Source organism: Bacillus pumilus, from assembly GCF_024498355.1.
GTDB lineage: Bacteria > Bacillota > Bacilli > Bacillales > Bacillaceae > Bacillus > Bacillus pumilus_P.
In genome coordinates this window covers 2,808,675-2,834,891 of record NZ_CP101833.1, presented here as the reverse complement: position 1 = coordinate 2,834,891, position 26,217 = coordinate 2,808,675, and the positions used below count along the sequence as shown (strand labels likewise).

General features: G+C 41.6%; 27 protein-coding genes and 1 pseudogene. 19 read left to right on the top strand and 9 right to left on the bottom strand.

Annotation, left to right across the window (positions count from 1 at the left end; all coding sequences use genetic code 11):
• Positions 1-211 precede the first annotated feature (211 nt).
• The 4 genes from NPA43_RS14545 (at position 212) to NPA43_RS14530 (ending at position 5,775) form a co-directional block, all read left to right on the top strand.
• Positions 212-1,513 (top strand): homoserine dehydrogenase, encoded by a 1,302-nt coding sequence (locus NPA43_RS14545; protein ID WP_099727048.1) that lies wholly within the window; start codon positions 212-214, stop codon positions 1,511-1,513.
• Positions 1,513-2,574, top strand: a complete 1,062-nt coding sequence (thrC, locus tag NPA43_RS14540; RefSeq protein ID WP_230030786.1) for a threonine synthase — start codon at positions 1,513-1,515, stop codon at positions 2,572-2,574. The genes NPA43_RS14545 and thrC overlap by 1 nt, the downstream gene beginning before the upstream one ends.
• The gene (thrB, locus tag NPA43_RS14535) at positions 2,571-3,491 is read left to right on the top strand and encodes a homoserine kinase (RefSeq protein WP_099727050.1); all 921 of its coding nucleotides are present in this window, start codon (positions 2,571-2,573) and stop codon (positions 3,489-3,491) included. Before thrC ends, thrB begins: the two co-directional genes overlap by 4 nt.
• A gap of 313 nt (positions 3,492-3,804) precedes the next feature.
• Positions 3,805-5,775, top strand: coding sequence for a S9 family peptidase (locus NPA43_RS14530; protein ID WP_256498994.1), 1,971 nt, complete (start codon positions 3,805-3,807; stop codon positions 5,773-5,775).
• Positions 5,776-5,820: 45 nt separating this feature from the next.
• On the opposite strand, the pseudogene NPA43_RS14525 reads toward NPA43_RS14530, so the two are convergent.
• A pseudogene (locus NPA43_RS14525) lies at positions 5,821-6,120 on the bottom strand (NifU family protein).
• Positions 6,121-6,240: 120 nt separating this feature from the next.
• Between NPA43_RS14525 and NPA43_RS14520 the strand changes: the two are divergent.
• Both NPA43_RS14520 and NPA43_RS14515 read left to right on the top strand, forming a co-directional pair.
• Positions 6,241-6,570 carry a YuzD family protein gene (locus NPA43_RS14520; RefSeq protein WP_099727052.1) on the top strand — a complete coding sequence of 110 codons (330 nt, stop codon included), beginning with the start codon at positions 6,241-6,243 and terminating at the stop codon, positions 6,568-6,570.
• A gap of 99 nt (positions 6,571-6,669) precedes the next feature.
• A complete protein-coding gene (locus NPA43_RS14515; protein ID WP_099727053.1) occupies positions 6,670-6,900 on the top strand; it encodes a WYL domain-containing protein in 231 nt (76 codons plus the stop codon).
• Positions 6,901-6,951: 51 nt separating this feature from the next.
• Here the strand turns inward: NPA43_RS14515 and NPA43_RS14510 are convergent, their stop codons facing one another.
• Positions 6,952-8,019 (bottom strand): NAD(P)/FAD-dependent oxidoreductase, encoded by a 1,068-nt coding sequence (locus NPA43_RS14510; RefSeq protein WP_230030789.1) that lies wholly within the window; start codon positions 8,017-8,019, stop codon positions 6,952-6,954.
• 255 nt (positions 8,020-8,274) lie between these two features.
• Between NPA43_RS14510 and NPA43_RS14505 the strand changes: the two genes are divergently transcribed.
• The 3 genes from NPA43_RS14505 (at position 8,275) to erpA (ending at position 10,071) form a co-directional block, all read left to right on the top strand.
• Entirely contained in the window at positions 8,275-8,511 is a 237-nt protein-coding gene (locus tag NPA43_RS14505) for a YuzB family protein (protein ID WP_230030790.1), read from the top strand.
• 269 nt (positions 8,512-8,780) lie between these two features.
• On the top strand, positions 8,781-9,635 hold the full coding sequence (dapF, locus tag NPA43_RS14500; protein WP_256498993.1) for a diaminopimelate epimerase: 855 nt from the start codon (positions 8,781-8,783) through the stop codon (positions 9,633-9,635).
• A 73-nt stretch (positions 9,636-9,708) separates the two neighbouring features.
• A complete protein-coding gene (gene erpA / locus NPA43_RS14495; protein ID WP_099727057.1) occupies positions 9,709-10,071 on the top strand; it encodes an iron-sulfur cluster insertion protein ErpA in 363 nt (120 codons plus the stop codon).
• A gap of 326 nt (positions 10,072-10,397) precedes the next feature.
• Here the strand turns inward: erpA and NPA43_RS14490 are convergent, their stop codons facing one another.
• Together NPA43_RS14490 and NPA43_RS14485 are read right to left on the bottom strand one after the other, a co-directional pair.
• A complete protein-coding gene (locus NPA43_RS14490) occupies positions 10,398-11,294 on the bottom strand; it encodes a DUF2268 domain-containing putative Zn-dependent protease (protein WP_230030792.1) in 897 nt (298 codons plus the stop codon).
• On the bottom strand, positions 11,278-12,045 hold the full coding sequence (locus tag NPA43_RS14485; protein WP_230030793.1) for a MerR family transcriptional regulator: 768 nt from the start codon (positions 12,043-12,045) through the stop codon (positions 11,278-11,280). The genes NPA43_RS14490 and NPA43_RS14485 overlap by 17 nt, the downstream gene beginning before the upstream one ends.
• 295 nt (positions 12,046-12,340) lie before the next feature.
• Here NPA43_RS14485 and NPA43_RS14480 point away from each other — a divergent pair, with 295 nt between their 5' ends.
• Positions 12,341-12,547 (top strand): hypothetical protein, encoded by a 207-nt coding sequence (locus NPA43_RS14480; protein ID WP_099727058.1) that lies wholly within the window; start codon positions 12,341-12,343, stop codon positions 12,545-12,547.
• Positions 12,548-12,593: 46 nt separating this feature from the next.
• On the opposite strand, the gene yumC is transcribed toward NPA43_RS14480, so the two are convergent.
• Positions 12,594-13,592: a ferredoxin--NADP reductase 2 gene (gene yumC / locus NPA43_RS14475; RefSeq protein WP_099727059.1), complete on the bottom strand. Its 999-nt coding sequence runs from the start codon at positions 13,590-13,592 to the stop codon at positions 12,594-12,596.
• 391 nt (positions 13,593-13,983) lie between these two features.
• Here yumC and NPA43_RS14470 point away from each other — a divergent pair, with 391 nt between their 5' ends.
• The 4 genes from NPA43_RS14470 to NPA43_RS14455 all read left to right on the top strand — a co-directional run bounded on the left by NPA43_RS14470 (position 13,984) and on the right by NPA43_RS14455 (position 16,608).
• Entirely contained in the window at positions 13,984-15,201 is a 1,218-nt protein-coding gene (locus NPA43_RS14470; RefSeq protein ID WP_180275505.1) for an NAD(P)/FAD-dependent oxidoreductase, read from the top strand.
• A gap of 135 nt (positions 15,202-15,336) precedes the next feature.
• Positions 15,337-15,462 carry a YuiA family protein gene (locus NPA43_RS14465; protein WP_180275503.1) on the top strand — a complete coding sequence of 42 codons (126 nt, stop codon included), beginning with the start codon at positions 15,337-15,339 and terminating at the stop codon, positions 15,460-15,462.
• Positions 15,463-15,543: 81 nt separating this feature from the next.
• A complete protein-coding gene (locus NPA43_RS14460; protein WP_099727061.1) occupies positions 15,544-15,864 on the top strand; it encodes a YuiB family protein in 321 nt (106 codons plus the stop codon).
• A gap of 99 nt (positions 15,865-15,963) precedes the next feature.
• Positions 15,964-16,608 carry a 3D domain-containing protein gene (locus NPA43_RS14455; protein ID WP_099727062.1) on the top strand — a complete coding sequence of 215 codons (645 nt, stop codon included), beginning with the start codon at positions 15,964-15,966 and terminating at the stop codon, positions 16,606-16,608.
• Between the two features lie 40 nt (positions 16,609-16,648).
• Here the strand turns inward: NPA43_RS14455 and NPA43_RS14450 are convergent, their stop codons facing one another.
• The gene (locus NPA43_RS14450) at positions 16,649-17,125 is read right to left on the bottom strand and encodes a divergent PAP2 family protein (RefSeq protein WP_099681780.1); all 477 of its coding nucleotides are present in this window, start codon (positions 17,123-17,125) and stop codon (positions 16,649-16,651) included.
• Positions 17,126-17,454: 329 nt separating this feature from the next.
• Here NPA43_RS14450 and NPA43_RS14445 point away from each other — a divergent pair, with 329 nt between their 5' ends.
• Complete coding sequence (locus NPA43_RS14445) at positions 17,455-18,945, top strand: leucyl aminopeptidase (RefSeq protein ID WP_256499685.1); 1,491 nt, start codon at positions 17,455-17,457, stop codon at positions 18,943-18,945.
• 141 nt (positions 18,946-19,086) lie between these two features.
• Entirely contained in the window at positions 19,087-20,415 is a 1,329-nt protein-coding gene (locus NPA43_RS14440; protein WP_099727064.1) for a Na+/H+ antiporter family protein, read from the top strand.
• 243 nt (positions 20,416-20,658) lie between these two features.
• Here the strand turns inward: NPA43_RS14440 and NPA43_RS14435 are convergent, their stop codons facing one another.
• The 3 genes from NPA43_RS14435 to NPA43_RS14425 form a co-directional block, all read right to left on the bottom strand.
• Positions 20,659-21,255 carry a biotin transporter BioY gene (locus tag NPA43_RS14435; RefSeq protein ID WP_099727065.1) on the bottom strand — a complete coding sequence of 199 codons (597 nt, stop codon included), beginning with the start codon at positions 21,253-21,255 and terminating at the stop codon, positions 20,659-20,661.
• A 116-nt stretch (positions 21,256-21,371) separates the two neighbouring features.
• Entirely contained in the window at positions 21,372-22,508 is a 1,137-nt protein-coding gene (gene ald, locus NPA43_RS14430; protein WP_256498992.1) for an alanine dehydrogenase, read from the bottom strand.
• Between the two features lie 110 nt (positions 22,509-22,618).
• Positions 22,619-23,848: a sporulation transcriptional activator AdeR gene (locus NPA43_RS14425; RefSeq protein ID WP_230030797.1), complete on the bottom strand. Its 1,230-nt coding sequence runs from the start codon at positions 23,846-23,848 to the stop codon at positions 22,619-22,621.
• A gap of 405 nt (positions 23,849-24,253) precedes the next feature.
• On the opposite strand from NPA43_RS14425, the gene NPA43_RS14420 reads away from it, so the two are divergent.
• The 3 genes from NPA43_RS14420 (at position 24,254) to essB (ending at position 26,210) form a co-directional block, all read left to right on the top strand.
• On the top strand, positions 24,254-24,547 hold the full coding sequence (locus NPA43_RS14420) for a WXG100 family type VII secretion target (RefSeq protein ID WP_003213769.1): 294 nt from the start codon (positions 24,254-24,256) through the stop codon (positions 24,545-24,547).
• A 95-nt stretch (positions 24,548-24,642) separates the two neighbouring features.
• A complete protein-coding gene (locus NPA43_RS14415; RefSeq protein WP_003213579.1) occupies positions 24,643-24,882 on the top strand; it encodes an ESX secretion system protein YukD in 240 nt (79 codons plus the stop codon).
• 14 nt (positions 24,883-24,896) lie between these two features.
• Complete coding sequence (gene essB, locus NPA43_RS14410; protein WP_256498991.1) at positions 24,897-26,210, top strand: type VII secretion protein EssB; 1,314 nt, start codon at positions 24,897-24,899, stop codon at positions 26,208-26,210.
• Positions 26,211-26,217 lie beyond the last annotated feature (7 nt).

Below are 26,217 nucleotides of genomic sequence, written 5' to 3'. Positions count from 1 at the left end.
CGACTTTCGGGAGCTTTTCTCACAAAAATATTTTGAAAATATAGAATCTTGATATAAATAGCTGTTAAGCGGTTTCATTCTTACATTCTCATATTTTATTACCTTGTCAAAATGAGGATACCCCTTTATAATGTGTGTACATTGAATGTCTGTGTTAGGTTAACAAATGTCTTTTTAGAGAGGACATTTACGGAGAAAGGTGGAATTTCAGGTGAAGGCAATTCGAGTTGGACTATTAGGATTAGGAACAGTGGGGAGCGGTGTCGTTAAGATTATCCAAGATCATCAGGATAAATTAATGCACCAGATCGGCTGTCCCGTATTAATACAAAAAGTGCTTGTGAGCAATCCCGACAAAAAAAGAGATGTGGATGTAGCAAGAGAGGTCTTCACAACTGAAGTATACGATGTGATTAGAGATCCAGAGGTCGACGTCATTATTGAAGTGATGGGCGGCATTGAAGATACAAAACAATATTTAATAGATGCGTTAAACGAGAAGAAACATGTCATTACAGCCAATAAAGATTTAATGGCACTTTACGGAACGGAGCTTTTGCATGTTGCGAAAGAAAATGGCTGTGATCTTTATTATGAAGCAAGTGTCGCCGGAGGAATTCCGATTCTTCGTACACTGGAGGAAGGATTAGCCTCTGATCGAATCACAAAGATGATGGGTATCGTGAACGGCACAACGAATTTTATTTTAACGAAAATGAATGTCAATAAAAGCGCATATGAGGATGTATTAAAAGAAGCGCAAGATCTCGGCTTTGCAGAAGCAGATCCAACAGCTGATGTAGAAGGACTGGATGCGGCAAGGAAAATGGCCATTCTTGCAAGACTTGGCTTTTCGATGAATGTTGATTTAGAAGATGTGAAGGTCAAAGGCATCTCTGAAATCTCTGATGAGGACATTAATTTCAGCAAACGATTTGGCTATACAATGAAGCTGATCGGTATTGCCCAAAGAGACGGAGAGAAAGTGGAGGTCAGTGTACAGCCAACTTTACTCCCTGATCATCATCCACTATCATCCGTCAACAATGAATTCAATGCTGTGTATGTCTACGGAAGTGCTGTGGGAGAAACGATGTTTTACGGACCTGGAGCAGGAAGTCTGCCAACGGCAACAGCTGTTGTATCTGACTTAGTCGCAGTGATGAAAAATATGCGTCTTGGCGTGAACGGAAGCGGATTTATCGCAGCGCAATTTGAGAAGAAAATCAAATCATCATCGGAAGTATTTGCTCAGCAATTCTTAAGAATCCATGTCAGAGATCAAGTCGGGGCATTCTCCCGGATTACATCTATTTTTTCTGAAAGAGGCATCAGCTTTGAAAAGATCCTTCAGCTTCCTGTGAAAGGGCATGATGAGCTGGCTGAAATTGTGATTATTACACATCAGACTTCAGAAGAAGATTTCTCAAATATCCTGCAAAAATTAAACGATCTCGACGTGGTGGTTCAGGTGAAGAGCACGTACCGAGTAGAAGGGAACGGTTTAAGCTGATGAAGTGGAATGGACTCATTGAAGAATTCCAAGAATTCTTACCAGTAAACGAACATACACCAAAACTAACATTAAATGAGGGGAATACACCGCTGATCCACCTCGCCAAGCTTTCTGAAAAGCTAGGGATTGAGCTGCATGTGAAAACAGAGGGCGTCAATCCAACGGGCTCTTTTAAAGATCGAGGAATGGTCATGGCAGTCGCAAAGGCAAAAGAAGAAGGCAATGATACGATCATGTGTGCTTCGACAGGAAATACCTCTGCAGCCGCTGCGGCTTATGCGGCTCGCGCTGATATGAAATGTATTGTCATCATTCCAGATGGGAAAATTGCCTTCGGTAAGCTCGCGCAGGCTGTGATGTACGGAGCAGAGATCATTGCCATTGACGGCAACTTTGATGATGCGCTTAAAATTGTCCGCAGCATCTGTGAAAAAGCGCCGATTGCACTCGTTAACTCCGTTAATCCTTACCGAATTGAAGGACAAAAGACAGCGGCATTTGAAATCTGTGAACAGCTAGGCTCTGCGCCAGACGTACTGGCGATTCCTGTTGGAAATGCAGGGAATATCACAGCCTACTGGAAAGGGTTCAAAGAATATCATGAGCAAAAAGGTACTGGGCTGCCTGTGATGCGCGGTTTTGAAGCAGAAGGTGCAGCAGCGATCGTTCGAAATGAAGTAATTGAGCAGCCAGAAACAGTAGCAACAGCCATTCGTATCGGAAATCCAGCAAGCTGGAAGCAAGCTGTGGCAGCCGCCGATGAATCAAACGGAAAAATTGATGAAGTGACAGACGAGGAAATTCTTCATGCGTATCAATTGATTGCACGTGAAGAAGGGGTGTTTGCAGAGCCAGGATCATGTGCGTCCATTGCGGGCGTACTAAAGCAGGTGAAATCTGGAGAAATCAAGCCAGGCAGTAAAGTGGTCGCTGTATTAACAGGAAACGGGTTGAAAGATCCGAATACGGCGATTGATATTTCACACATCAAACCGGTCACACTCGATGCAGATGAAGATCAAATTCTCGAACATTTAGAAAAGGCCGCACGCGTATGAGTGAAGCCTCCATGCTTTTTTCAATCACAGTACCGGGAAGCACTGCCAACTTAGGACCAGGCTTTGATTCAGTCGGAATGGCGCTCAGCCGCTACTTAAAGCTATCGGTCTATGGCCATGATAGCTGGCTGTTTGAAGCAGAAACAGATGTCGTGTCTGGTATTCCATCAGGCACCGACAATCTGATTTATCAAACAGCCAAAAAGGTCGCAGATGACTTTGGAAAAACACTCCCGCCTGTTCATGTCAAAGTGTGGAGTGATATTCCATTGGCTCGGGGGCTAGGCAGCAGTGCAGCCGCCATCGTGGCCGCCATTGAGCTTGCCAATCAGCTGCTTGAATTAAATTTGTCAGATGATCAGAAGCTCTTTTTTGCAAGTGAGGTAGAGGGTCATCCAGATAATGCTGGTGCTTCGCTATTTGGTGGTTTACTCATCGGTCTTCATGAAGAAGAAAAGACACATGCCGTCAAAGTGCAGCATGTAGACATAGATGTAGTGGTCGTAATTCCTTTTTATGAAGTGTTAACAAAGGATGCCCGTGATGTCCTGCCAGAGGATCTTTCCTATAAGCATGCCGTTAGTGCGAGTGCGGTGAGTAACGTCCTTGTCGCCGCCTTAATGACGCAGAACTGGCCGCTTGTAGGGGAGATGATGAATAAAGATTTGTTTCATCAGCCTTATCGCACCATGCTTGTCCCAGAGCTGTCGAAGGTGGAGCATGTCGCTTCATTAAAAGGAGCGTATGGAACAGCTTTAAGCGGTGCCGGGCCGACGATCCTTACCTTAGTTGAAAAAGGGAAGGGAGACGCGCTGAAAGAGCAGCTTGCTCAAAATTTCCCTCATTGCGAAGTAGATTTGCTGACGGTTCCAGTAGAAGGTGTCGTCGTCGAACATCATCCTGTCAATCAAGTGTAGAACGTGCGGTGAATACGCACGTTCCAGCGTGTAGACAAACCCTCGCATTCTGTGTCAGTCCTGCGTGCCGGTGCTCACGAATCTCAAATTCGCTCCGCTCCGGTACTCGTCCTTCCTAGACTTCAAGGGCTTTCTATCACGCTGAAAAGAAGACAAAGGGCTAAAATAAAGATCATTTTAGCCCTTTGTCAACAATCTGGAACGTGCGGTGAATACGCACGTTCTTTTTTATACTTGTTTTTAAGGGCAGAAGCAGGGATTATTATTTAGAGGATCGAACTATTTTTTATACATAAAAGGGGGAGATACATTCATGAAGAAATTGATAACTGCTGAAGATATAACGAAGATTGTTTCTGTTTCTCATCCGGTCTATTCGCCAGATGGAAAAAGGGCGGTCTTTACAAAAGTCACTGTGAATGAGAAAAAGGATGATTACAATATCCATTTATGGGTTCGAGATGAAGAGACAGATGAGCTGTCTCAATGGACATTTGAGGATGGAAAGCACCATCATCCTGTTTGGTCAAAAGACGGTAAGCAGCTTGCCTTTATGTTGCAAAAGCCAAAGGAAGTTCCTCAGCTGGCACTCATGCAGAGTCAAGGAGGCGGCGTGCGTACCTTAACGAATATTCCTTACGGGGTATCTCATCCTGTATTTTCACCAGATGGAACTTTCCTTTATGCGGGTGTGTCATTAAAACAAACAGAATCTGTTCATGATGAAAAAAAGGAGGAGCGAGATGACTTTGCTCCGGCAGTATATGATGAGTTGACTTATAAGGCAGATGGAAGAGGATTTTTAGATGGGCGTTTGACGCAGATCGTTCAAGTGGATGTCCGTTCAGGCGAGGTACAGCCTGTTACAAGCCAGCAGCATCATCATATAAATCATGTGGTCTCTCCGTGCGGAAAATGGCTCGCCTATATTCAAACAAATCCTCAGATACCTTATATAAGTGATGTGTGTCTTCTCTCATTAGAGGATGGTACATCAAGCAAAATCACACAATCAACCGGCGCCTACTCAAGCGTATCTTTTTCTCCAAATGGAGAAAGCCTTTTGGTCATTGGACATGAGCGCGAATTTCAAAATGCAACTTTCCCATCATTATGGCTGTATGACCTGAAGGAAGAAAGGGCCATCCAGCTATCAGAAATGCTCGATATGTATGTGGGCAACTGTATGGCAGGGGATAGTGTCATGGGTGAAGCCAATCAGCTTCCCCAATGGACAAAAGATAGTCAAGGGTTTTATGCGCTTGTCTCTGATCAAGGAAGTACAGGAATTTATTATTTTTCCATTGAAGGTTTAGCCTACCCTGTTCGACTAGAGGCAGAACATATTACGAACTTCAGCCTTCATCCAGATGAATCAAAATTGCTGCTGAGCCGGCTGTCCCCCGTCACACCAAGTGAGCTGTATGAGCTGACATTAGGGGAAACATCACTAAAGCAAATCACATTCGAGCATGCTACCTTTCTCAAGGAGCATGTCCTCTCAGTACCGGAGCCATTTTCGCTTCAGTCGAAAGAGGGCGACGATGTACATGGGTGGTTCATGAAGCCTTCCCAGATGGAAGACGGGAAGAAATATCCGCTTATTCTAGAGATTCATGGCGGACCGCATGCGATGTATGGTCAAACGTATTTTCATGAATTTCAAATGCTCGCCTCTGAAGGCTTTGCCGTTGTGTATGTCAATCCTCATGGCAGTCATGGGTACGGACAGATGTTTACCGACCGTGTGAGAGGCAGCTATGGTGATGTTGATTATGAGGATGTCATGCTGGCTGTTGATCATGTGCTAAAAGCCTATGATTTTCTTGATGAAACGAGACTCGGAGTGACCGGCGGCAGCTATGGGGGTTTTATGACCAACTGGATTGTCGGACAGACAGACCGCTTTCGTGCAGCCGTCACACAGCGATCCATCTCGAACTGGATTAGTTTTTATGGCATCAGTGATATCGGTTATTTCTTTACAAGGTGGCAGATTGATGGGGATATTTATGATTCGGTTGATAAGCTATGGGATCGTTCGCCGCTTAAGTATGTGAAACAGGTGAACACGCCGCTTCTCATCTTGCACAGCGATGAAGATTATCGCTGTCCAGTCGATCAAGCAGAGCAGCTTTTTGTGGCATTGAAGGAGCTTGGGAAAGACACAAGATTGGTCAAATTCCCGAAGGCATCTCATGATTTATCCAGAAGCGGCCACCCGGGACAGCGCATTCAAAGACTGACCTTTATTCAAGAATGGTTTAAAGAAAAGTTATCCTAATGAAAAAAACGACCCGATTTGGGTCGTTTTCATGTCATATATGAATTAGAAAACCTGTTCAACTTCTACAACGCCAGGCACTTCTTCTAATAATGCGCGCTCAATACCGGCTTTCAGTGTAATGGTTGAACTTGGGCAGCTGCCGCAAGCACCAAGAAGACGTAATTTGACAATGCCATCTTCAATGTCTACAAGCTCACAGTCTCCACCATCACGTAATAGAAATGGACGAAGTTTGTCCAGTACTTCCTGTACTTGGTCTTTCATTTCGACTTCAGTCATTAGATATAATCGCTCCTTTCACAACATATCACCATTATATTCATCTGGACGATAAAAATCTATTGATTGGTTTCAAAGTTTCCTTCTCATTATAGCACAATCTCACCTTGAAACAAAAAGTGATTTTGACTTTTTTCATACAGAAAATTCAGCTAAAATAAAGGAGAATAGGGGGCTTGTCAAATGAACCAAACCGTTGATCTTTATGTATATGGAAGAGATGTCCTGTGTGCTAGCTGCGTGAATCTGCCTTCTTCAAAAGATACATTTGAGTGGTTAGATGCAGCGTTAAAACGAAAATATCCGAATCAGCCGTTTCGCATCACATATATTGATATTGAGCACCCGCCAGAAAACGAACGCCAAAAGGAATTGTGTGAACGAATTCTTGATGATGAATTCTTTTATCCACTTGTCCTAGTGGAGGATCAAATTGTTGGAGAGGGCAATCCGAAATTAAAAGACATTTATCAAGAAATGGAGAAATACGGGTACAAAGAGAGCAGTGAATAAGCTGTTCTTTTTTTGAGAAAATAAATAGAACAAATGTTCTTTTTATGTTGAAAAAGAACGTTTGTTCGTATATAATGGAATGAAAGGAGCGTGAGCATCATGAATTATTTACTGAAACAATCTCTTCATCAGCAAATACCGATTGACATGATTTATATGAAGAAAAACGGAGAGTGCACAAAGCGAAAAATCATTGTACACCGTCAAACGGAACAGCTCATACAAGCGTATTGTTTATCGAAGAAGACAATGAGAACTTTTCGTAAAGACTGCATACTTGCCCTTGCTCCGATCAAATTGACCAATCCATCGGCACATGCCGTTTCATAGAAAAAAGCTCCTTCTTCAAGAAAGGAGCTTTGAGAAAAAAATCACATGAGCTTAGCCATTGTGATGCTTGTACATCCAAAGAAGTCCAGATTTTAGGAGTCTTGGCACACGGCCAACAAGTGGACGATCCGCAACTAAGCCAAAGCCGGCTTTTTTCCCTAAAGAGCCTAGTACCCCTTTTAGCTTAAACTGAGGATAAGCCTCAGGAAGCGGCTCGTTTTTCCAGCGTTTTTGTAGAGATTGGACAATTTGTTCTGCCTGCGCCTCGGCAAGCTGTGCACTTGGGGCATGCGGCAAGCTTGCGCAATCACCCACGACATATACATGCTCATCTTCAGGGAGATTGTGATGAGGAGTTAATACGACGCGGCCTTGTGCGTCTTTTTCAACATCCATGTCTCTTATCACTTTGCTTGGCTGAATGCCTGCTGTCCACACAATGACTTCTGCTTCAATTGCGTCGTCATGGTTGTAAACAACGCCTTCTTCAACCTTCGTAATATTGGCGCAGTTAATGATCTGTACATCATTTTCTTCAAACCACTTTTGCACATATAAACTTAATCTTTTTGGGAAGCTTGATAGAATCAGTTCTCCACGATCAAAAAGAATAATGTTTAAATCGGTGCGGCTTTCTCGCAGTTCACTGGCTAGCTCTACCCCGCTAAGTCCAGCCCCGACAATGCCAACCGTTGCGCCCGCACTCAAATTGTTTAATTTGTTATACGTATGCCTTGATTGATCAATGGTTTGAATGCTGTATGTATGTTCTTTTGCACCAGGGACATTATGATACTTGTCCTCACAGCCGAGTCCAATCACCGTGTCATCATATGGAATGGGTTCACGGTCGCTGAATAAGATCTGTTTGTTTTCAATATCAACTTTTTCTACTTCCCCATATTGAATATCCAGCTTCGGATGCTCTGGAAAAGATACTCGAATGTGATGATCAGAGATCGTTCCAGCAGCAAGTGCATAATATTCTGTTTTTAAACAGTGGTAAGGATTTCGATCAATTAATGTGATAGTAACATCATCAGGTAATTGATTTGGCAATAAGCGGTGGAGAACCCGCATATTCCCGTAACCTCCGCCGATCAAGACTAAATTTTTCATGACGATTCTCCTTTTCCCCCTAGACATTGAAAAACACTTATACTAAAAAACTTTAAGTTAAAATACCAAATAAAATTATATCGAATTTACTGTGAAACCACAATAATTGTTTCAAAATAACCTACATATTCATTAGTTAGTCCTAAATAGTAAAACATTTTACGAGGAATAGGCGTAACGATACAGGTGGAGCTCATGTTTTGACTAATAGAAGGAATTTCGGTAGGATGGTAAAGCAATGTGAGGTGAAGCAAAGTGTTCCCACTGATCGAATTTTGTGTAAGCAATCTTGCACAAGGGTCGCAAGAAGCAAAAGAGAAGCTTGAAAAAGACCCAAACCTAGACGTAATGGAATACGGCTGTTTAAGCTACTGCGGCAAATGCATGGACTCCCCATTCGCACTTGTGAATGGAGAATTTGTTTCAGGAGAAAATGCAGAGCAGCTAGTCGAGCGTATTTATGCTTTTATAGAGGAAAATGAGATGTTTTAGGTGCACCACATGGGTCATGAGGTGCATTTTTTTACACTTTTCAGCTTCCATTTTTAAGGAGAATGAATAGAAAGCGCATCCAATATGTTATGCTAATAAAATATCATCAAAATGAAGCATCACACGATTGAAAAAGAGGCATATGCATAATAAAAGCCCTTTGCCATGGCAGCAAAGAGCTTCTATGTATGAAAAACGGGGGATGATAAGATTGTCTCCTGAATCGACTCCTTTTATACTATAAGAAACAACATTTATGGAGGAAGCTCATGACATCATTTCAATTCACGAAAATGCACGGACTAGGAAATAATTATATTTACGTCAATCAGATGAAGGAACAGCTTCCAGAAGAGCAGCTATCAGAGATGGCGATCCGTGTTTCTTCTGTTTATACAGGAATCGGTTCTGACGGGATGATTCTCATTTGCCCATCAGATGTTGCACCTGTGAAAATGCGCATTTTCAACAATGATGGATCAGAGGGGAAAAACTGCGGTAACGGGCTGCGCTGCGTCGCAAAATATGTGTATGAGCATCAGATTGTGACAGACACGACGTTCCAGATTGAGACATTGTCAGGACTCGTTGAAGCTACTGTCCATATCAAAGATGATCACGTTCAGTTAGTCACAGTAGATATGGGAAAACCACGTTTCGAAAAAGAAGCGATGCCAATGCTGGGCGAGCCAGGCAGCACAACGATCAATGAGCCGCTTGATTTTGGCACCGCGACTTTAAATGGAACGGCCGTTTCAATGGGTAACCCGCACATCGTTTTTAATTTAGAGGACATTGAGAAAGCTCCGCTCGATACACTTGGACCGATCATTGAAAAGCACGAGACGTTCCCAGAGGGCGTCAATGTGGAATTTGTTGAAATCGTCAGTGAAACGGAGCTGCATTTTCGTGTGTGGGAAAGAGGATCTGGAATTACACAAGCCTGTGGCACAGGGGCTTGTGCTGCGGCCGTATCAACCATTATAAATGGACATGCGAAAAAAGAAACGGACATGACGGTTCATTTAGCAGGTGGAGATCTCATCATTCGCTGGAAAGACAATGGGCATGTGCTCATGACAGGACCTGCTGAAACCATTTGTGACGGCACATTTTATCTCTAAACCATTTATTTGAGAAAAGGCACCATCACGTTTATAATTGAAAAGAAACATCCAGTCAAAAGGAGGGATGATCATGAGTACACCAGTAACCATTACAGAAGCTGCTGCACTGCAGATTAAAGATATGATGAAAGAGCATGAAGAAGAAAATGCGTTCCTAAGAGTGGGCGTAAAAGGCGGCGGCTGCAGCGGTCTTTCGTACGGCATGGGCTTTGACCATGAAGTCTCGGAGAAAGACACACAGTTTGAACAGCACGGGATCCAAGTCCTGGTCGACTCTGAAAGCCTTGATATCATGAACGGAACCATCATTGATTTCAAACAATCACTAATGGGCGGCGGCTTCACCATCGACAATCCGAACGCCATTGCGTCATGTGGATGTGGTTCTTCTTTCAGAACAGCCACGAATACCGGTTCGCCGGAAGAGTGTTAAGGGTTTTGGCATTGATTAATTTTGTAAATCAATCTTTAATATTTAAAACCTCCTCAAATAAATCATTTATTCGAGGAGGTTTTTTAAAGTCACTAAATTTCAACTAGGTTTTCCAACAATTTCTCTTGAAGAGATTAGATTGGATGCGTGTAGAAAAATATAACAAGAAAAAGAATTCAAGTTTATGAAAAAACAACTGATGAAATCTCGACAGTTGAGCAGAAAAAGGAAGAGCGTATGAAAATTTCTTCCCATTGCTTTAGATATCATCATAATGGGAGGACATTACTTAACTCACACAGTAATGTCCTTCTTAGTAAAGTTATTTACTTGAAAAAGAATTCGCAATTTCTTAGTATTTCATCTGTACCAAGTAATGTAGCTTCTTCAATTCCTACGTTATTGGTTTTCATGAAAGATTGTACAGCTTGATAACCTACTGCATAACCAGCAAAGGGTGATAATCCGACAGGTTGATAGCCTTGTTCTTTGGCAATGGTATCACCAAACATATAACTACTAACCTCAGCAAACCCTTTCGTATGTAAAGCGTCTTTAATCACTTCTTTTGAATATTCTAAGTCCTGTTTATCAAAAGAAGTGACCCAAGGTCCTAAAAGGTGTCCACCATAAAGTTCTTTTGCAAATGATTCAGCTAAACCCTCTATAATTAAGTAATCTCCAACTGTCACGTTTCCGTAATCCCATTCAAAATAGGAAAAGCGGATATTATGATGGAATTCATGTGCAATGATAGCAGGAATTCGTGGGATATTATATGAATTTGGATATAATGATACTTGAATAAACCCTGGAATTCCTCCAAAACCACAATATCCTTTTTGCAGTTCAAGCTTCTTCGAATCAGCTATATATAGGCCAAACCTCAATTCATCAGCATTAATAAGAAGGTTGTGTTTCTTTATAAAATCCATACAATGATGCAAGGTAATATTTGCTGTTTGAAGAGATTGAATTTCTTGTAATCTTTTTAATGCCTGTCGCCCAGTTTGTGTATCTGATATATCAAGATAGCCAAGCATGGTGGTTGCCATTATTACATCATAGCCATTTTGCTGTTTAGCTTTTAACGGAACGTTTATCATATTCCACATCTTTTCAAAAGGTTTCATCATGGTGTATCGGAAAAAATGTTCTTTATTGTGTTGCATTGAAAATAACTTTTCGTATTGATCGATTGTATTCTCAATCATAATCTTCATCGCTATGCCCCCTTTTATGAAGAGTAGTAAAGACTTTCATCGCTTCGCTCATAAATGAAGCCAAGCCTTCGCCATATCGATCTATATACTTTGTAAAACGTTCATCTTGAATGTAGAGTTGACCTAATCCGTAAAATGCATCAAAAGAGTAGTGACTAAAGTTTTCGTTTAAAAAGTCATACCATTCTTTGATTGCGACTTGTACCGCTTTGGATTGAGGGGAATGATTGCGAAGGGAGGCTAGGTTATTAAATATCCTATCCCAGCTATCGGATAAGTCAATTTGTTCCTCTTTAGACAAATCCTTTAGTTTTGAGCTTACTTCATCAATAGTTTGATTTCCCCAACGCCGACGAGCTTCTTCTTCAAATTGATTTAATTTCATGTTCATAATCTGGAACCTTTCTTTATAGGTGAATTTAGTTTCTCCAATCAAATGCTGTAGCGTCTTATCAATATTTTCAATCATTTTATTGAATTTATTTCGTTTTTCTATTAACATTTTTCTTTGTAAGGTAAAAGCTTCTTCCTTGTTAAATGAAGGATTGTGCATCATCTTTTTGATTTCCTTCAAGGGAAACCCAAGTTCTTTGAAAAATAATATCTGCTGTAATGTTTCAAGGTTTTCTTCTGAATAGAGCCTATAACGAGAATCAGTGACTTCTTTTGGTATCAATAAACCAATCTGATCGTAATGATGAAGTGTACGAATACTAATACCAAACAATTCAGCGACTTCTTTTACTTTCATATCTAGCCATCTCCTTATAGTATCCACTATAAAATATAACGTTACGTTAGGGTCAATTAAAATTCACACATTTTAAATAATGGGTTGTTGATTGATGATTTAACTTGATGATCGTTGTTCTCTGAATGTGGAATGATGTTTAACATGTTTGAGGCAGCGAATTCATAAGAGATATGTTTGTCTCGTAAATCGCTCAATTTTGTTACAGCTTGCTCTCACAACTGGCTATTTCCACTTGAAAAGAGTATCATGAGAATCAAACATAAACTGTAGTCAGAAAAGAGGTTGCTGAGGATTGAGTGAACAAATCAATTGCAGGAACTGTCATGAACTGATTCCGTATCGTTCAAAAACGTGTCCATCTTGCGGGATAGACAAGCCGCTTCCGAAAAAGGAACGTGTGAAGGATCGGGTGATTTTGGTTGTGGCAGGGATTGTTGTGGTGCTGCTTGCTGCAATGGTACTTGGGATGGCGAATGCCTATATTGGGGTTTTTAAATAAACGTAAAAGGAGTTCCGCTGGTGGAACTCCTTTTTTTAATCCGTCCTTATTTGTTTTCAAATAAGCTTGTGGAGTGAAGAGGCTGTACACGGGCTTTTGGGTCCATGTATGCTTTTGCGTTGTTTACAGCAGTTGGTGCTTCACCAAATCCGCTGGCAATCAATTTGACTTTTCCTTCATACGTACAGATGTCTCCTGCTGCATAGAAGCCTTCGATGTTTGTTTCCATTGTGGATTTGACGACGATGGAGTTCTTTTCGATTTCAAGGCCCCATTGTTTGATTGGTCCAAGGGAGGAAACAAAACCGAAGTTGACGATCACATCGTCCACATCAAGTACTTGTTTTTTGTCGCCTTTGACTTCTTCAAGCACAATTTGTTCAATGCGGTCTTCACCAATGAGCTCAGTAGGCACAAATGGTGTCAGCACATTGACTTTCGAGTTGTGCAGGTTTTCTACACTGTGCTCATGCGCGCGGAATTTATCGCGGCGGTGAATAATGGATACTTCTTTTGCAATTGGCTCAAGCATCAGTGCCCAGTCCACCGCAGAGTCTCCACCGCCAAGAACAGCGACACGTCTGCCGGCAAATTGGTTCAAGTCATTAATGAAGTAATGCAGGTTGCTGCCTTCAAATGATTCTGCTGCATCAAGTTCAAGCTTTCTCGGTTGGAATGCACCGTTGCCAGCTGTAATGATGATCGTTTTAGAATAATGAACCTCTTGATTTGTGACAAGTTTAAAAATACCATCTGCCTGCTTTTCAACCGTTTCAACAGCTTGTTCTAAGCAAATGGTTTGTTCAAATTTATCCATTTGTTCCTTTAAGTTATCAACTAATTCTTGTGCGCGGATTTTTGGAAAACCTGCCACATCATAAATGTATTTTTCAGGGTAAAGAGCGGATAGTTGACCGCCGAGCTGAGGAAGGCTTTCAATGATTTTCACACTTGCCTGTCTCATGCCTCCGTAAAATGCAGTAAACAACCCAACTGGGCCGCCCCCGATAACGGTAATGTCATATACCTTAGAATCTTCTTGCATTCCTTTAATCCTCCCAAATGAAAATTGTTATCACTATATCATATCATACCACATATCGTCGTCTGACTTGTTTTGAAAAACTTGTCGTTTTTTGATGCCGGTGCTTTGAAAAAGAGGAAAAAGTGAGAAAGACCGTTTATCATAAGGATTTTCAGTTTAAAGCCTTGAAAAAAGGAGCAGAACTCGCTATTATTGTTAAGGGAACTAAATATTAATTTTTTATGAATTTTTGTCGGATACGGTCAAATGCTTTCGTTTTTTGTAGGTGAAAGTTCAGATTTTCACATACATATTTTTTTGTTTAAATTTCATAAAATGCCGGAAAGCGGTTGAGAATAACGATATGTAATTCTTTATCCGTTTTACAGCAAATTTAAAAAAGGTGGATGTGATTCCAGTGAATAAACCGAAAATCGTTGTATTAGGTGCAGGTTATGGCGGATTAATGACTGTAACAAGATTAACAAAACAGCTTGGCACAAATGATGCGGACATTACTCTTGTGAACAAGCATAATTATCATTACGAAACGACATGGCTACATGAAGCAAGTGCAGGTACACTTCATCATGACCGCTGTCGTTATCAAATCAAAGATGTGATTAACAGTTCCCGTGTCAACTTTGTACAAGCAACAGTTGAAAGCATTGATAAGGAAGCAAAGAAAGTTGTGACATCAGATGGCGAACTTTCTTACGACTACCTTGTTGTCGCGCTTGGTGCTGTTCCTGAAACATTTGGCATCGCAGGACTGAAAGAATATGCATTCTCCATCTCTAACATCAACTCTGCTCGTCAGCTTCGTGAGCACATTGAGCTTCAATTTGCGACGTATAACACTGAAGCTGAAAAGCGTCCAGAGCGTCTGACAATCGTTGTCGGCGGTGCGGGCTTCACAGGTATTGAGTTCCTTGGTGAGCTTGGAAACCGTGTGCCAGAGCTGTGCAAAGAATATGATATTGATCAAAAAGACGTACGTATTATCTGTGTAGAAGCTGCGCCAACAGCTCTGCCAGGATTCGATCCTGAATTGATCGACTATGCGATGAACTACCTTCAAGGTAAAGGTGTTGAGTTCAAAATCGGTACAGCGATCAAAGAATGTACGCCTGAAGGCATCATTGTTGGAAAAGACGATGATACGGAAGAAATCAAAGCTGAAACCGTTGTTTGGGCTGCAGGTGTACGCGGTAACCCTATCGTTGAAGAAGCTGGATTTGAAAACATGCGCGGCCGCGTAAAAGTTTCTCCAGATCTTCGTGTACCAGAGAATGAAGATGTATTCATCATTGGTGACTGCTCATTGATCATCAATGAAGAAATCAACCGCCCATACCCACCAACAGCACAAATTGCAATGCAGCAAGGTGAGACAGTAGCGAAAAACCTTGCAGCACTAGTAAAAGGTGGAACACTTGATAGCTTTAAGCCAGACATCAAAGGAACAGTTGCTTCTCTTGGTGAACACGACGCTGTAGGTGTTGCATTTGGTAAAAAACTTCAAGGGACAAAAGCTTCTGCAATGAAGAAAATCATCGACAACCGTTCTTTATTCATGGTTGGCGGACCAGGACTTGTTCTGAAAAAAGGAAAGTTCAAGTTCTTCTAAATCGTAATAGACGAAAACGTGTATCCTCGTGATACACGTTTTTTTATGAAATACGGAATATTTTCTCACTTGGTACTGGACAGAAAAATGTGTTATGATAAATTATCAGAAAATTTAGACTAAGGGGTGAGCCATATGAAGGCACAAACAAAAGAAAAGACGTCAGCCTGTCAATATTGTTCAGGAAAAGGATATTTTCAGCTACTGCTCGGCGGCTCTGAAACATGTGAGGAATGTAAAGGGACAGGAAAGAAGCATTAATCTATCTGCCTTTTCCATTGATTGACTTCATCTCTATTTCCAAGTTAAACTAATGATGGGATATTTGGGGGTGGAGATGAAGTGATCAGTTTACCAGTTGTTATCATTTCAGTTATTTTATTTTTCGTGTTATTTTTCGGCATTGGCTTTTTGCTGAATATGCTGCTAAGAATGTCATGGATTATGGCAATTTTATATCCAATTGTATGCCTTTTCATTATCAATAATCAAAAGATGGTGACATATGTAAGAGAGCCTGGCATCGCCTTTTCAGGGATAGGAGACCGCATCGTCTCACTCGCTGCGGCAGATATCATCATTTTATTAAGCGGCTTAATTGGTGCCATTACATCAGGTTTTGTCATCAATGCACTTCGAAAAAGAGGGTATCAAATGTTTTAACTCACTTGTTTACACGCAAGTGGGTTTTTTTGTTTTTCCTTTGCATAGTTTCCATTTTGTTTGGAAACAAATAGATGGGTAGAGGAGTGACAAATAGAGATGAAAACATGGATGAAACGATTGTTCATGACAGTCCTTTTTATGCTTGCATTGATGACGAGCTTCACGGGCATATCTGGTGTAGAACCAAGTGATCTAGCTGCATGGGTGAAAGAGACCGATGTAGGCACGCAAGTATCTTCTTTTTTTCAACATCAAAAAAGGCAAACGATGGCGGTCAAAAGCGATGACTTGCGAGCTGCTTCTCTCGAAGAAGCGTTTAATTGGAATGACTATCCAAAGCAAAAGGTCGTTGCCACAGGCTATACAGCAGGTGTGGAATCAACAGGTAAAACGAAGGAACATCATGCATATGGCATTACATATTCAGGCGTCAAAGTGAAACGTGATTTATATTCAACAGTGGCAGCGGACCCATCTGTCTTTCCAATTGGAACCGTGCTGTTTATCCCAAACTATGGCTACGGTGTGGTAGCAGATACAGGTAAAGCCATTAAAGGTCATAAGCTTGATTTATACTATGAAACCGTTGATGATGTGTATAGAGAATGGGGTAAAAAAGTGCTGGATGTCTATATTATCAAAAAGGGCGAAGGGACTTTAACAGAAAAAGACTTAAATCAGCTGAATGAAGCGGAATCGATGCAAGTTTTCCGGCAGCAGTTTCAAGCCAATAAAGAATAAAAAAGCTTTGGGCCATTTGAGGTCCAAAGCTTTTTCGCTTCTACATGAAGTAATAATCTAAGATGAGTGTCAGCAAGATCCCTGTTAAGCCGCCGAAGAAGACTTCAATCGGCTTATGCCCAAGAAGCTCTTTCAATTTCTTTTGCTTCTCTTTTTCTTCCGCACTTGGGAAATTCTTTGCTTCGGCAACAAAATGGTTGAAATCTGTCACCAGTTTGTTGAGAACAGTCGCCTGTTCTCCTGCCTGTCTGCGAACACCCGTCGCATCAAACATCGTAATAATAGCAAAGATGGCGGAAATGGCAAAAATAGATGTTCCTAGCCCGTGCTCTAAAGCAACTGCTGTTGAGAGTGCTGTTACTGCTGCGGAGTGTGAACTTGGCATTCCGCCTGTGCTTGTAATGAGCGACCAATCTAGGCGTCTAGAAATGATAAATTGAATGGGTACTTTTACAAATTGTGCAAAAAAGATGGCTGCAAGGCTGGCAAGCAGCGGAAAATTCGTCAGTACGCTCATGAACAAGAAACATCCTCTCTGTAAGAAAAAATATCGTGCGAAATGATTGTCTGTTTACCCCTAGTAAGATGAAAAAAATAATAGCAGTAATAAATGTTGCCAAGTCCATGTTCATTATAACATTAAAGAAAGTAGATGTGGAACGAGGAGAACATGGACAGACTGCTATCGAGCACCGTCACTTTTTCATGATGCCCTTCCGCGTGTCAAAATATAATTGCTCATTCAAGAGAAGGCAGGCTGGCAATGATCGTATAGGCACGCAAATTTTGATATAATAAAAGTTCCAATGTGAAAAATGGAGTTCATTGAAGGAGCGTGTGATAAATATGTTTTTCTCGACAAGTGAATTGAAACATAAAGATACACTGGCCATCGGACTTTTTCAAAAGAGCCGATTATCAGGAAAAGCAAAAGAAATAGATGAATTACTTGAAGGAAGAATCACTGAATTATTAAAAGAAGGCGATATTTCATCCAAAAGAAATCAGCTTTCGAAGTTTTTCCCGTCCCCTGAAACAGGCATCAAACGCATTTATCTTGTCGGGCTTGGGAAGGAATCAGATTACACGTTTGAAGAGGCAAAAGAAGTCTTTGCGCATTTATTTAAAAAGCTTCATCAAGATAAAAAGCAAGCGGTTTCGGTCTTGCTTGATACGTTCGTAGGAAAGGATCTGCCTGTGCATGATGCAGCCCATGCCCTTTCTGAAAGCTGCCTCTTAGCTACATATGAATTACAAGATTTTAAACATAAAACGAATGAACCTGATCGCTTTATCGAGTTTGTCTATGCAACGACGGATCATGACACAGCTGAAATTCAGGCAAGTCTGAAAGTAGGCGAAGTCTACGGACAGTCAGTGAATTCGGCCCGCACTCTTGTGAATATGCCGCCGAACATGCTGACATCCTCTGATCTTGCTTCCTATGCGGCAGAGCTTGCGTATAAATACGAATTTGAGATTGAAATTTTAGATAAAGAACAAATGGAAGAGCTTGGGATGGGCGGTATTTTAGCCGTCAATAGAGGCTCAACAGAACCACCAAAGCTCATTGTGTTGAAATACCAAGGCAAGGAAGAATGGACAGATGTCATCGGTCTTGTCGGTAAAGGCATCACGTATGATACAGGTGGATATTCATTAAAGCCAAGAGCAGGTATGGTGGGCATGAAAACGGATATGGGCGGCTCAGCCTCTGTTTTAGGCGCGATGGAAATCATCGGTGAGCTTCGCCCAGAGCAAAATGTGATTGCTGTCATTGCCTCAACAGATAATATGATCTCGGCAGACGCAATGAAGCCGGATGATGTGATTGTGTCACTGAGCGGTAAAACAATCGAAGTACTCAACACCGATGCAGAAGGCCGCCTCGTCTTAGCAGATGGGGTAACGTATGCGAAGCAGCATGGTGCCTCTGTTCTTGTAGACATTGCAACATTAACAGGCGGGGTCGTTGTGGCGCTTGGAAATGAGACAACAGGTGTCATGACCAATAACGATGAACTGTATGCCCAGTTTAAAGAAGCATCAGAAGAATGCGGTGAAATGATTTGGCAGCTGCCGATCACTGAAAAAGATAAAAAACGAGTGCGAAACAGCAAAATGGCTGATCTCAATAACTCTCCAGGTCGAGATGGTCATGCGATCATGGCAGGTGCTTTCATTGGTGAATTCGCTGAGGAAACCCCTTGGGTTCACTTAGATATTGCAGGTACAGCGACAACAGAAAAACCTTCATGCTTTGGGCCAACAGGGGCAACAGGCGTGATGGTGAGATCATTGGCGACATTTGTGGAACGATTCGAAGCAAAGAAATAAAGGATAGGGCTCTGCCAGATGGCGGGGCTTTTTTTATGTAGGACATACGCCATTTGACGAAGTTTTTTTTCTATGGTAACATACGTTGGTACTTTAATTATCTACTACATTAGTAAACTAAAGGATTTCGGAGGTTTCACCATGAATGCAGTTGTTATAGCGGTTATTTTAATGTTGATATTAAGCTTGCTGCGAGTCAATGTGGTTATTGCGCTGGCACTTGGCGCTTTAGCGGGTGGCCTTGTAGGCGGATTAGGTCTTGGAGGAACGGTTGAAGCCTTTACTGACGGGCTCGGTGGAAATGCGACAGTGGCGATTAGTTATGCGCTTTTAGGAGCCTTTGCAGCGGCGCTGACGAAAACGGGTCTTCCAGATGCCATGGTCGAAGGAGCAGTGAAACTTCTAGGAAAAGAAGGCGACTCAAGAAGAAAAACATTATCAAAAGTGCTCATCATTCTTGTCATTTTGATCGTATCCTGTTTTTCACAAAACGTCGTTCCTGTTCACATTGCCTTTATTCCGGTCTTAATCCCGCCATTATTAAAGGTGTTTAACGAGCTTCAGATTGACCGCAGACTGCTAGCATGTGTTATGACCTTCGGACTCACTGCACCATATATTTTACTTCCAGTCGGTTTTGGACAGATTTTCCATGGGATGCTTCGTGACAACATGAAGGAAGCAGGTTTGACAGTGAACTTAGCAGACATTCCGTATGCGATGCTGATTCCTGTAGGGGGCATGGTTCTTGGGTTGATCGTTTCACTTTTTGTGTATCGTAAGCCAAAAGCATATGAGAATCGTGATATTACGGATGTAGAAAAATCAGCTTACACGAAAAAAAGCTTGTTCTTTGCTGGGCTTGCGATCCTTGTCTCACTCATCGTCCAGCTCTATTTATCTCAAAGCCTTGGAGTCGAAGGAATGATTTTTGGTGCACTGGCAGGACTTCTTGTTCTGTTTGTCACAGGAATGATGAAACGTGATGAAGCAGATGCGCTTATTACTTCTGGAATGAATATGATGGCATTTATCGGTTTTGTGATGCTTGTAGCGGCAGGATTTGCCAACGTATTAACGAAAACAGGAGATATTGAAGAACTAGTTAAAGCTTCTTCTCAGTTCATCGGAAACAGTCAAAGTGTAGCGGCGATTTTAATGCTACTGGTTGGAATGCTTGTGACAATGGGCATCGGGTCATCATTTGCAACGATCCCGATTATTACGACCATCTTTGTTCCACTTTGTTTACACTTAGGATTTAGTCCAATGGCAACCATTGCAATCATTGGTTCAGCTGCGGCTGTTGGGGATGCAGGTTCACCTGCAAGTGACAGTACGCTTGGACCGACATCTGGGCTGAATATGGATGGACAGCATCACCATATTTGGGGTACTTGTGTCCCAACATTCGTCTTTTATAATATTCCGCTTGTCCTATTCGGATGGTTTGCGGCAATTATCCTATAACATGAAAAGGTTCCTCCATGGAGAGGAACCTTTCAGCGTGTAGACAAACCCTCGCATTCTGTGTCAGTCCTGCGTGCCGGTGCTCACGAATGTCAAATTCGCTCCGCTCCGGTACTCGTCCTTCCTAGACTGCAAAGGTTTTCTATCACGCTGAACAGAAGACAAAGGGCTAAAATGAAGATCATTTTAGCCCTTTGTCAACAATATGAAGGTTCCTCCATGGAGAGGAACCTTTTTTGATCTTTATGAGGCTGTTTGTTCTTTTCGAAAGGATGTAGCTTTTGAAACAGAGCGATAAATTTTAGGAGCCAGCATCGCAAGGACAATAGTCAAAGCGTAGTCTTTGACCATAAACCAGATCATGAAGAACCATGTGGTTTGATAAGAAATTGGTGCATTCAGCCAAACATTTAACGCGATGTACGTATAAGTTGTCCCGATCACATACATCACGGTCGTTCCAGCAATGGCTGCAATCAAAAAGCGGCCAAAGCCAGGGTGTTGTCTCTTTTCAAGAATGAAGCCGGCAAGCCAGGCAGCAGGAATGTACGATAACACAAAACCGCCGCTTTTGCCTAAAATGACACCAAGGCCCGCGGAGAACTGTGCGAATACAGGTGCGCCAGCAATCCCAACTAAGGCATAGACAATCATGGCTAATGCGCCAAGTCGTCTGCCTAGCAAAAGACCAGCAAGCACACAAAAAAACGGCTGCATGGTGAGTGGAATCCCGCCGACCTGTAAAAATGGTACGATCGATGTGATGTTGGCTCCTATGGCCATCAGTGCAGCAAACATTCCGACTAGCACAAAGTCAGCCGTTCTTGTCTTCTTTTGCATGATGTTTCCCCCTGTCTTATCTGTACAAATAGATTAAGGGGAAGAGGATTTTTTGTCAACCTGTTTTTATTTTAGGTTAACAATAAAACCCGCTCCTGAAAAGGGCGGGCTGGATATTAAGCTTCGGTCATAGAAGATGTATCAATGGCTTTACTGACAGGCACATAATCATAGCCAAGATCACGAGCAACGGCTTCATATGTGATATGTCCGTTCATCACATTGACGCCTTCTGCGATGGCATTGTTTTCTTTGATGGCTTTTGCAGCGCCTTTATTTGCAATTTGCAGCGCGTATGGAACGGTGACATTGGTTAAAGCAACAGTCGATGTCCGCGGTACCGCGCCTGGCATATTGGCGACAGCATAATGTAAAATGCCGTGTTTTTCATAAGTAGGCTGATCATGTGTTGTGATATGATCAACTGTTTCCACAATCCCGCCTTGGTCAATGGCTACATCGACAATGACGGAACCAGGCTTCATTTGTTTCACCATTTCTTCTGTCACAAGGGTCGGTGCTTTGGCACCTGGTATTAGAACGGCACAAATGAGCAGGTCTGCCTCACTGACTGAATCTGCAATGTTGACAGGGTTAGACATTAACGTTTTCATTTGATGACCAAACTGATCGTCCAGCTGACGTAATCGCTCCGCGTTTAAATCAATGAGTGTTACATCTGCGCCAAGTCCGACGGCCATTTTCGCTGCATTTGTTCCAACAACACCGCCGCCTATAATGGTGACCTTCCCTCTAGATACCCCTGGCACGCCTGCGAGCAAAATGCCTTTCCCGCCTTTTGGTTTTTCTAAAAATTGTGCACCGATTTGAGCGGCCATTCTGCCTGCCACTTCAGACATAGGGGTTAACAGGGGAAGTGATTTTCCGTCCGTTACCGTTTCATAAGCAATGGCTGTGACGCCTTTTTGTTTCAATGCTTCAGCCAAGGAGGGCTCTGCGGCAAGATGCAGGTACGTAAATAAGATGAGTCCTTCTCTGAAATATAGATATTCCTCAAATAATGGTTCTTTTACCTTCATGATCATATCAGAAGATGCCCATACATCTTTCGCCTGATCAAGGATCTCTGCACCAACAGATACATAATCGTCATCAGTGAATCCGCTTCCAGAACCAGCGTTTGTTTCAATTAAAATCTGGTGTCCAGCTGAAAGCAATTGAGAAGCTGCTCCTGGTGTTAATGCCACTCGGTTTTCATTGTTCTTAATTTCTTTCGGAATGCCGATGATCATGTTTATTCCTCCTATGCTTATCTATTGATATTGTATGTCTAGTGTATCCTGAAAGTTTAGAAAATTCTTCGGTTGAAATAAAAAATAAAAAAACGCCTCTTTGTGAAATTTCACAAACGGACGTTTTTTAGCTTCATATCAAGATAAATGGTCATTTTCTCATTCATGTTTTTTAAATCAATTTCTGCAATGTCTGTAATCCGCTTTAGTCTGTAATTCAATGTGTTGATATGAATGTTTAATTGCTTTGCGGCGATATTGGCATTGCTGTCACAATCAATAAACCGTTCAAGGGTTTCGACTAGGTTGGAATGATGCCTTAGGTCGTAATCCTCCAGCTTCGATAAAGAGTAACTGGAATAAGACGAGCCCTTTCGCTTTTCAGCCAGCACATCTAAATATTGATAAATGCCGAGTTCAGAAAAACTGTTTAAACGTTCCGTTTCAACAGGAAAGCGTTCTTTTGTTTTCAATACAGCCAGTGCTTCTTTATAGGACGGCTGAATTTGAGAGATATGATCGTAAATTCCGCCAATGGCCGCCTGAACGTGATGGATATGATAACGGTCAGACAGCTGCTGCAGCATGCCGCTTGTGAATTGTTTAATATCTTGAAGCGGGTGCTCTGTTTTTGGTGAGACAAGAATAATGAATTCGTGAAAATCAACAGTCGTTAATAGTACCTGCACTTGCTGCGTTGTTTCAAGCAGATAGGACAGCTTTTTTTCCGTCGCCTCTGTGAGTTCATCACGGAGGCGAAAGATGATAATGGCATACGTGTCTGGACATCTCATGCCAAGTCTCAAAAATAGGTCAAGCATCTCATCCTTCTCATGAATATGACCTGTGAGCATCTTCCAAAAAAGCTCCTGATTGCGTTCTACTGTTTTCGTTTTTCGAATTTGTAAATTGAGTAATTTGTTTTTAACGGCATGGGCTGCCATTTTGAGAAGGTCCATTTCTTCTTCTGAAAAAGGCTGCGTGGATTCAATGGCCCAGATAAATCCGAGCACCTCTTTGTCCTTCCATATTGAAATGGCGACCCTGCTAGATAAACCTACTTCTGCAATTTGAGGTACACGAAGCGGTTCATCTGTTTTAAGTAGTGTAGGAATGATGCCGTCCTTCCAAAGCCGATTAATGACTTTTTCCGGTACACGGCGGGAGATAATGGTTGAAGTTCTGGCGGGATCAGTGAAATCATTGTGTGTGCTATATGCCAATAATCGATGATGAGTATCTTCTATAGTAATAGGGCAATTGAGCACATCACTAATTTGGTCTGCCACATCCTCTAAACGATCAAGACTATACTTAAATGGATCTGTCTTTTTTGTCATAAAAACCCCTGCTTTTTCGAATATTTCACGTACTTACATTATGAAGAGAATGAGGTACGTAAATCAATAAAAAAATGCCATAAACTTAAAAAAACAGAAAGCGATAGATCTGAGTGGTTTGGTCATAAATGGATACCAAAAAGAAATAGTACAATAATAACGTAGTAAAAAATCAATAGGTGAAAAGATTCATCCGAGTGCGTGTACACTTATTAAGAATATATGACCAAAAAAATGTTAAATACTAGATAAAGAGCGAAAAAACAGTAATTCTATAGACTCATTTTGTAAAATAAAAACAGATTTGTTTGACTGTGTATCATTTCTGTTTTTATAATAATAACGTCAAAAAATAAGTGGATTAGCCCATTATATGGCGGCTATGCACGGGAGGTAATGAGGAATATGTCAGGAATTATTCGCGTAACCCCAGAAGAACTAAGAGCGACCGCTAAGCAATATGGTGTTGAAAGTCAAGAAGTGCTAAACCAAGTTGATCGTCTCAATAGAATGATCTCTGATCTAAAAGGAATGTGGGAAGGTGCTTCTAGTGAAGCATTTGCTGATCAATATGAACAGCTAAAGCCTTCATTCATCAAAATGTCTGATCTATTAACAGATGTCAGCAATCAGCTTGATCAAACTGCAAATACACTTGAAAGCACTGACCAAGACATCGCAAGCCAAATCCGCGGCTAATCAAAGTGATTTCCTTTCTAAGTGTGAAAAGCAGAAAAAGCGCCGAGTCTGTCAATTGATGCCGGCGCTCTTTCTATTTTGTGAGGTGGAAATTTGTGTATATCGATATTACCATCGACTTAAAAAATTATGATGGCAGTGTGTTTGATTTGAGACTATCAAATTATTTACATATTAAGCAAGTCATCCATATCGCCTGGCAGGCAAAACAAATCTCACTTCCTAAGCGAGAAGGCGGATGGGTGCGTGTAGTCAATAAGAAAGCTGTGTTTTCAGGCGAATATAAGCTGTCAGACTGTGGGATCACTACAGGGGACAGGCTGGAAATACTATGAAAGGACTTTTGTAAATGGCAGATAAAAAGAGTTCCTATTTAGAAGAACAATTAGAAGCAGTCATGAAAAAAGAGGAAGGCACCTACACCTTCATTTTTCAAAGAGAGACGATTAAACTCTTAGACGGTTTAGAAGCGGCACCGATCAAAGACATCAATCCTTCATTTAAAAAAGAGATTCAATTAACTGAAGGTGAGGTCGTGATCTCAATTGAACCGCCTCCTGCCTATCAGGAATTTCGTTTCATCCATGCCAAGGATGAAAAAAGCAAATGGATTTTTTCATACCAGCTTGTCGATGCAGTTTGCAAACACGACGTGAAGCGGCTGCATCCTATTGTTTCTCCTGAAAACATTGTTTTTCATCAAGGCTTAGCTCCTGCATTTTTGCATTACGGGGTCAAAGAAAGCATCCCGCCGTATGAAATCGATGAGCATCGTCTGTTAAAAGAGGTCAAAGCTGTCATTCTTCGAGTGGTTGACCATGAGTATCAGTTTCAGGAATATTTGGCTTATCATGATACGTTGAAATTATCTGAGCTGGCAAAGGAAATCAGTGAAACGCAGTCGCTGGAAGAATTGTCCGCCCTTATTCAGCAAAAGATCGAAGCGCTCGAAACGAAAGAAAAAACGCTATTAACCATTCCTAAAAAGAAATGGAAGATCGAACGATACATTGGACTGGGTCTCCTTGTCCTTTTGATTCCGGCATTGGTGTATACCATTTACACCTTCTTTTTCGCGATGCCGAAACAAGAAGCGTATGTCGAGGCAAACAAATATTATCTCAACAAACAGTACAGCCAAGTGGTGGATACGTTAGAAAAATATCCAGCTAATCAAATGCCAGTCTCTCTTCAATATGAACTGGCCATTTCGTATGTGCAAACGAACCAAGGCAGCCTGTTACTTGATCAGCACAAAAAAGAAATCACGGATACGTACACATTGCAGACAGATCCGCAATACTTCCTTTTCTGGATTCACATTGGACAAGGCAATAGCAAGGAAGCGCTAGATATTGCACGGGTACTTGGGGACGATCGATACATTTTCACTGCACTCGTCGCCTATCGCAATGAAATCCAAAATGATGATAATCTTTCTGCTGAAGAAAAACAAAAACAGTTAGATCCAATCATTAAGGAAATGGCGAAATATGAAGAAAAAGAAACAACGGAGACAAGCACCAATGACTCCTCAGGCGCGAGCCAAACAGATGAAACAGCTGATCAAAAAGAGCAGTCAAAAGCCGATCAGGAGAAAAAAGAGAAAGAATCTGATTCAAAAAAGAATCCCTCTCAGACAAAAAAAGATGAGAAAAAATAATTCTTTC

What these genes read in the sequence shown, in the direction of transcription:
- thrB (WP_099727050.1), top strand. Translation starts at nt 2,571, where the DNA reads ATGAGTGAAGCCTCCATGCTTTTTTCAATCACAGTACCGGGAAGCACT.
- dapF (WP_256498993.1), top strand. Translation starts at nt 8,781, where the DNA reads ATGACATCATTTCAATTCACGAAAATGCACGGACTAGGAAATAATTAT.
- NPA43_RS14520 (WP_099727052.1), top strand. Translation starts at nt 6,241, where the DNA reads ATGAACCAAACCGTTGATCTTTATGTATATGGAAGAGATGTCCTGTGT.
- NPA43_RS14485 (WP_230030793.1), bottom strand. Translation starts at nt 12,045, where the DNA reads ATGAAAGTAAAAGAAGTCGCTGAATTGTTTGGTATTAGTATTCGTACA.
- NPA43_RS14455 (WP_099727062.1), top strand. Translation starts at nt 15,964, where the DNA reads ATGAAAACATGGATGAAACGATTGTTCATGACAGTCCTTTTTATGCTT.
- NPA43_RS14445 (WP_256499685.1), top strand. Translation starts at nt 17,455, where the DNA reads ATGTTTTTCTCGACAAGTGAATTGAAACATAAAGATACACTGGCCATC.
- NPA43_RS14450 (WP_099681780.1), bottom strand. Translation starts at nt 17,125, where the DNA reads ATGAGCGTACTGACGAATTTTCCGCTGCTTGCCAGCCTTGCAGCCATC.
- NPA43_RS14440 (WP_099727064.1), top strand. Translation starts at nt 19,087, where the DNA reads ATGAATGCAGTTGTTATAGCGGTTATTTTAATGTTGATATTAAGCTTG.
- NPA43_RS14490 (WP_230030792.1), bottom strand. Translation starts at nt 11,294, where the DNA reads ATGAAGATTATGATTGAGAATACAATCGATCAATACGAAAAGTTATTT.
- yumC (WP_099727059.1), bottom strand. Translation starts at nt 13,592, where the DNA reads ATGCAAGAAGATTCTAAGGTATATGACATTACCGTTATCGGGGGCGGC.
- NPA43_RS14515 (WP_099727053.1), top strand. Translation starts at nt 6,670, where the DNA reads ATGAATTATTTACTGAAACAATCTCTTCATCAGCAAATACCGATTGAC.
- ald (WP_256498992.1), bottom strand. Translation starts at nt 22,508, where the DNA reads ATGATCATCGGCATTCCGAAAGAAATTAAGAACAATGAAAACCGAGTG.
- NPA43_RS14510 (WP_230030789.1), bottom strand. Translation starts at nt 8,019, where the DNA reads ATGAAAAATTTAGTCTTGATCGGCGGAGGTTACGGGAATATGCGGGTT.
- essB (WP_256498991.1), top strand. Translation starts at nt 24,897, where the DNA reads ATGGCAGATAAAAAGAGTTCCTATTTAGAAGAACAATTAGAAGCAGTC.
- NPA43_RS14435 (WP_099727065.1), bottom strand. Translation starts at nt 21,255, where the DNA reads ATGCAAAAGAAGACAAGAACGGCTGACTTTGTGCTAGTCGGAATGTTT.
- NPA43_RS14530 (WP_256498994.1), top strand. Translation starts at nt 3,805, where the DNA reads ATGAAGAAATTGATAACTGCTGAAGATATAACGAAGATTGTTTCTGTT.
- NPA43_RS14425 (WP_230030797.1), bottom strand. Translation starts at nt 23,848, where the DNA reads ATGACAAAAAAGACAGATCCATTTAAGTATAGTCTTGATCGTTTAGAG.
- NPA43_RS14465 (WP_180275503.1), top strand. Translation starts at nt 15,337, where the DNA reads ATGAAGGCACAAACAAAAGAAAAGACGTCAGCCTGTCAATATTGTTCA.
- erpA (WP_099727057.1), top strand. Translation starts at nt 9,709, where the DNA reads ATGAGTACACCAGTAACCATTACAGAAGCTGCTGCACTGCAGATTAAA.
- NPA43_RS14420 (WP_003213769.1), top strand. Translation starts at nt 24,254, where the DNA reads ATGTCAGGAATTATTCGCGTAACCCCAGAAGAACTAAGAGCGACCGCT.
- thrC (WP_230030786.1), top strand. Translation starts at nt 1,513, where the DNA reads ATGAAGTGGAATGGACTCATTGAAGAATTCCAAGAATTCTTACCAGTA.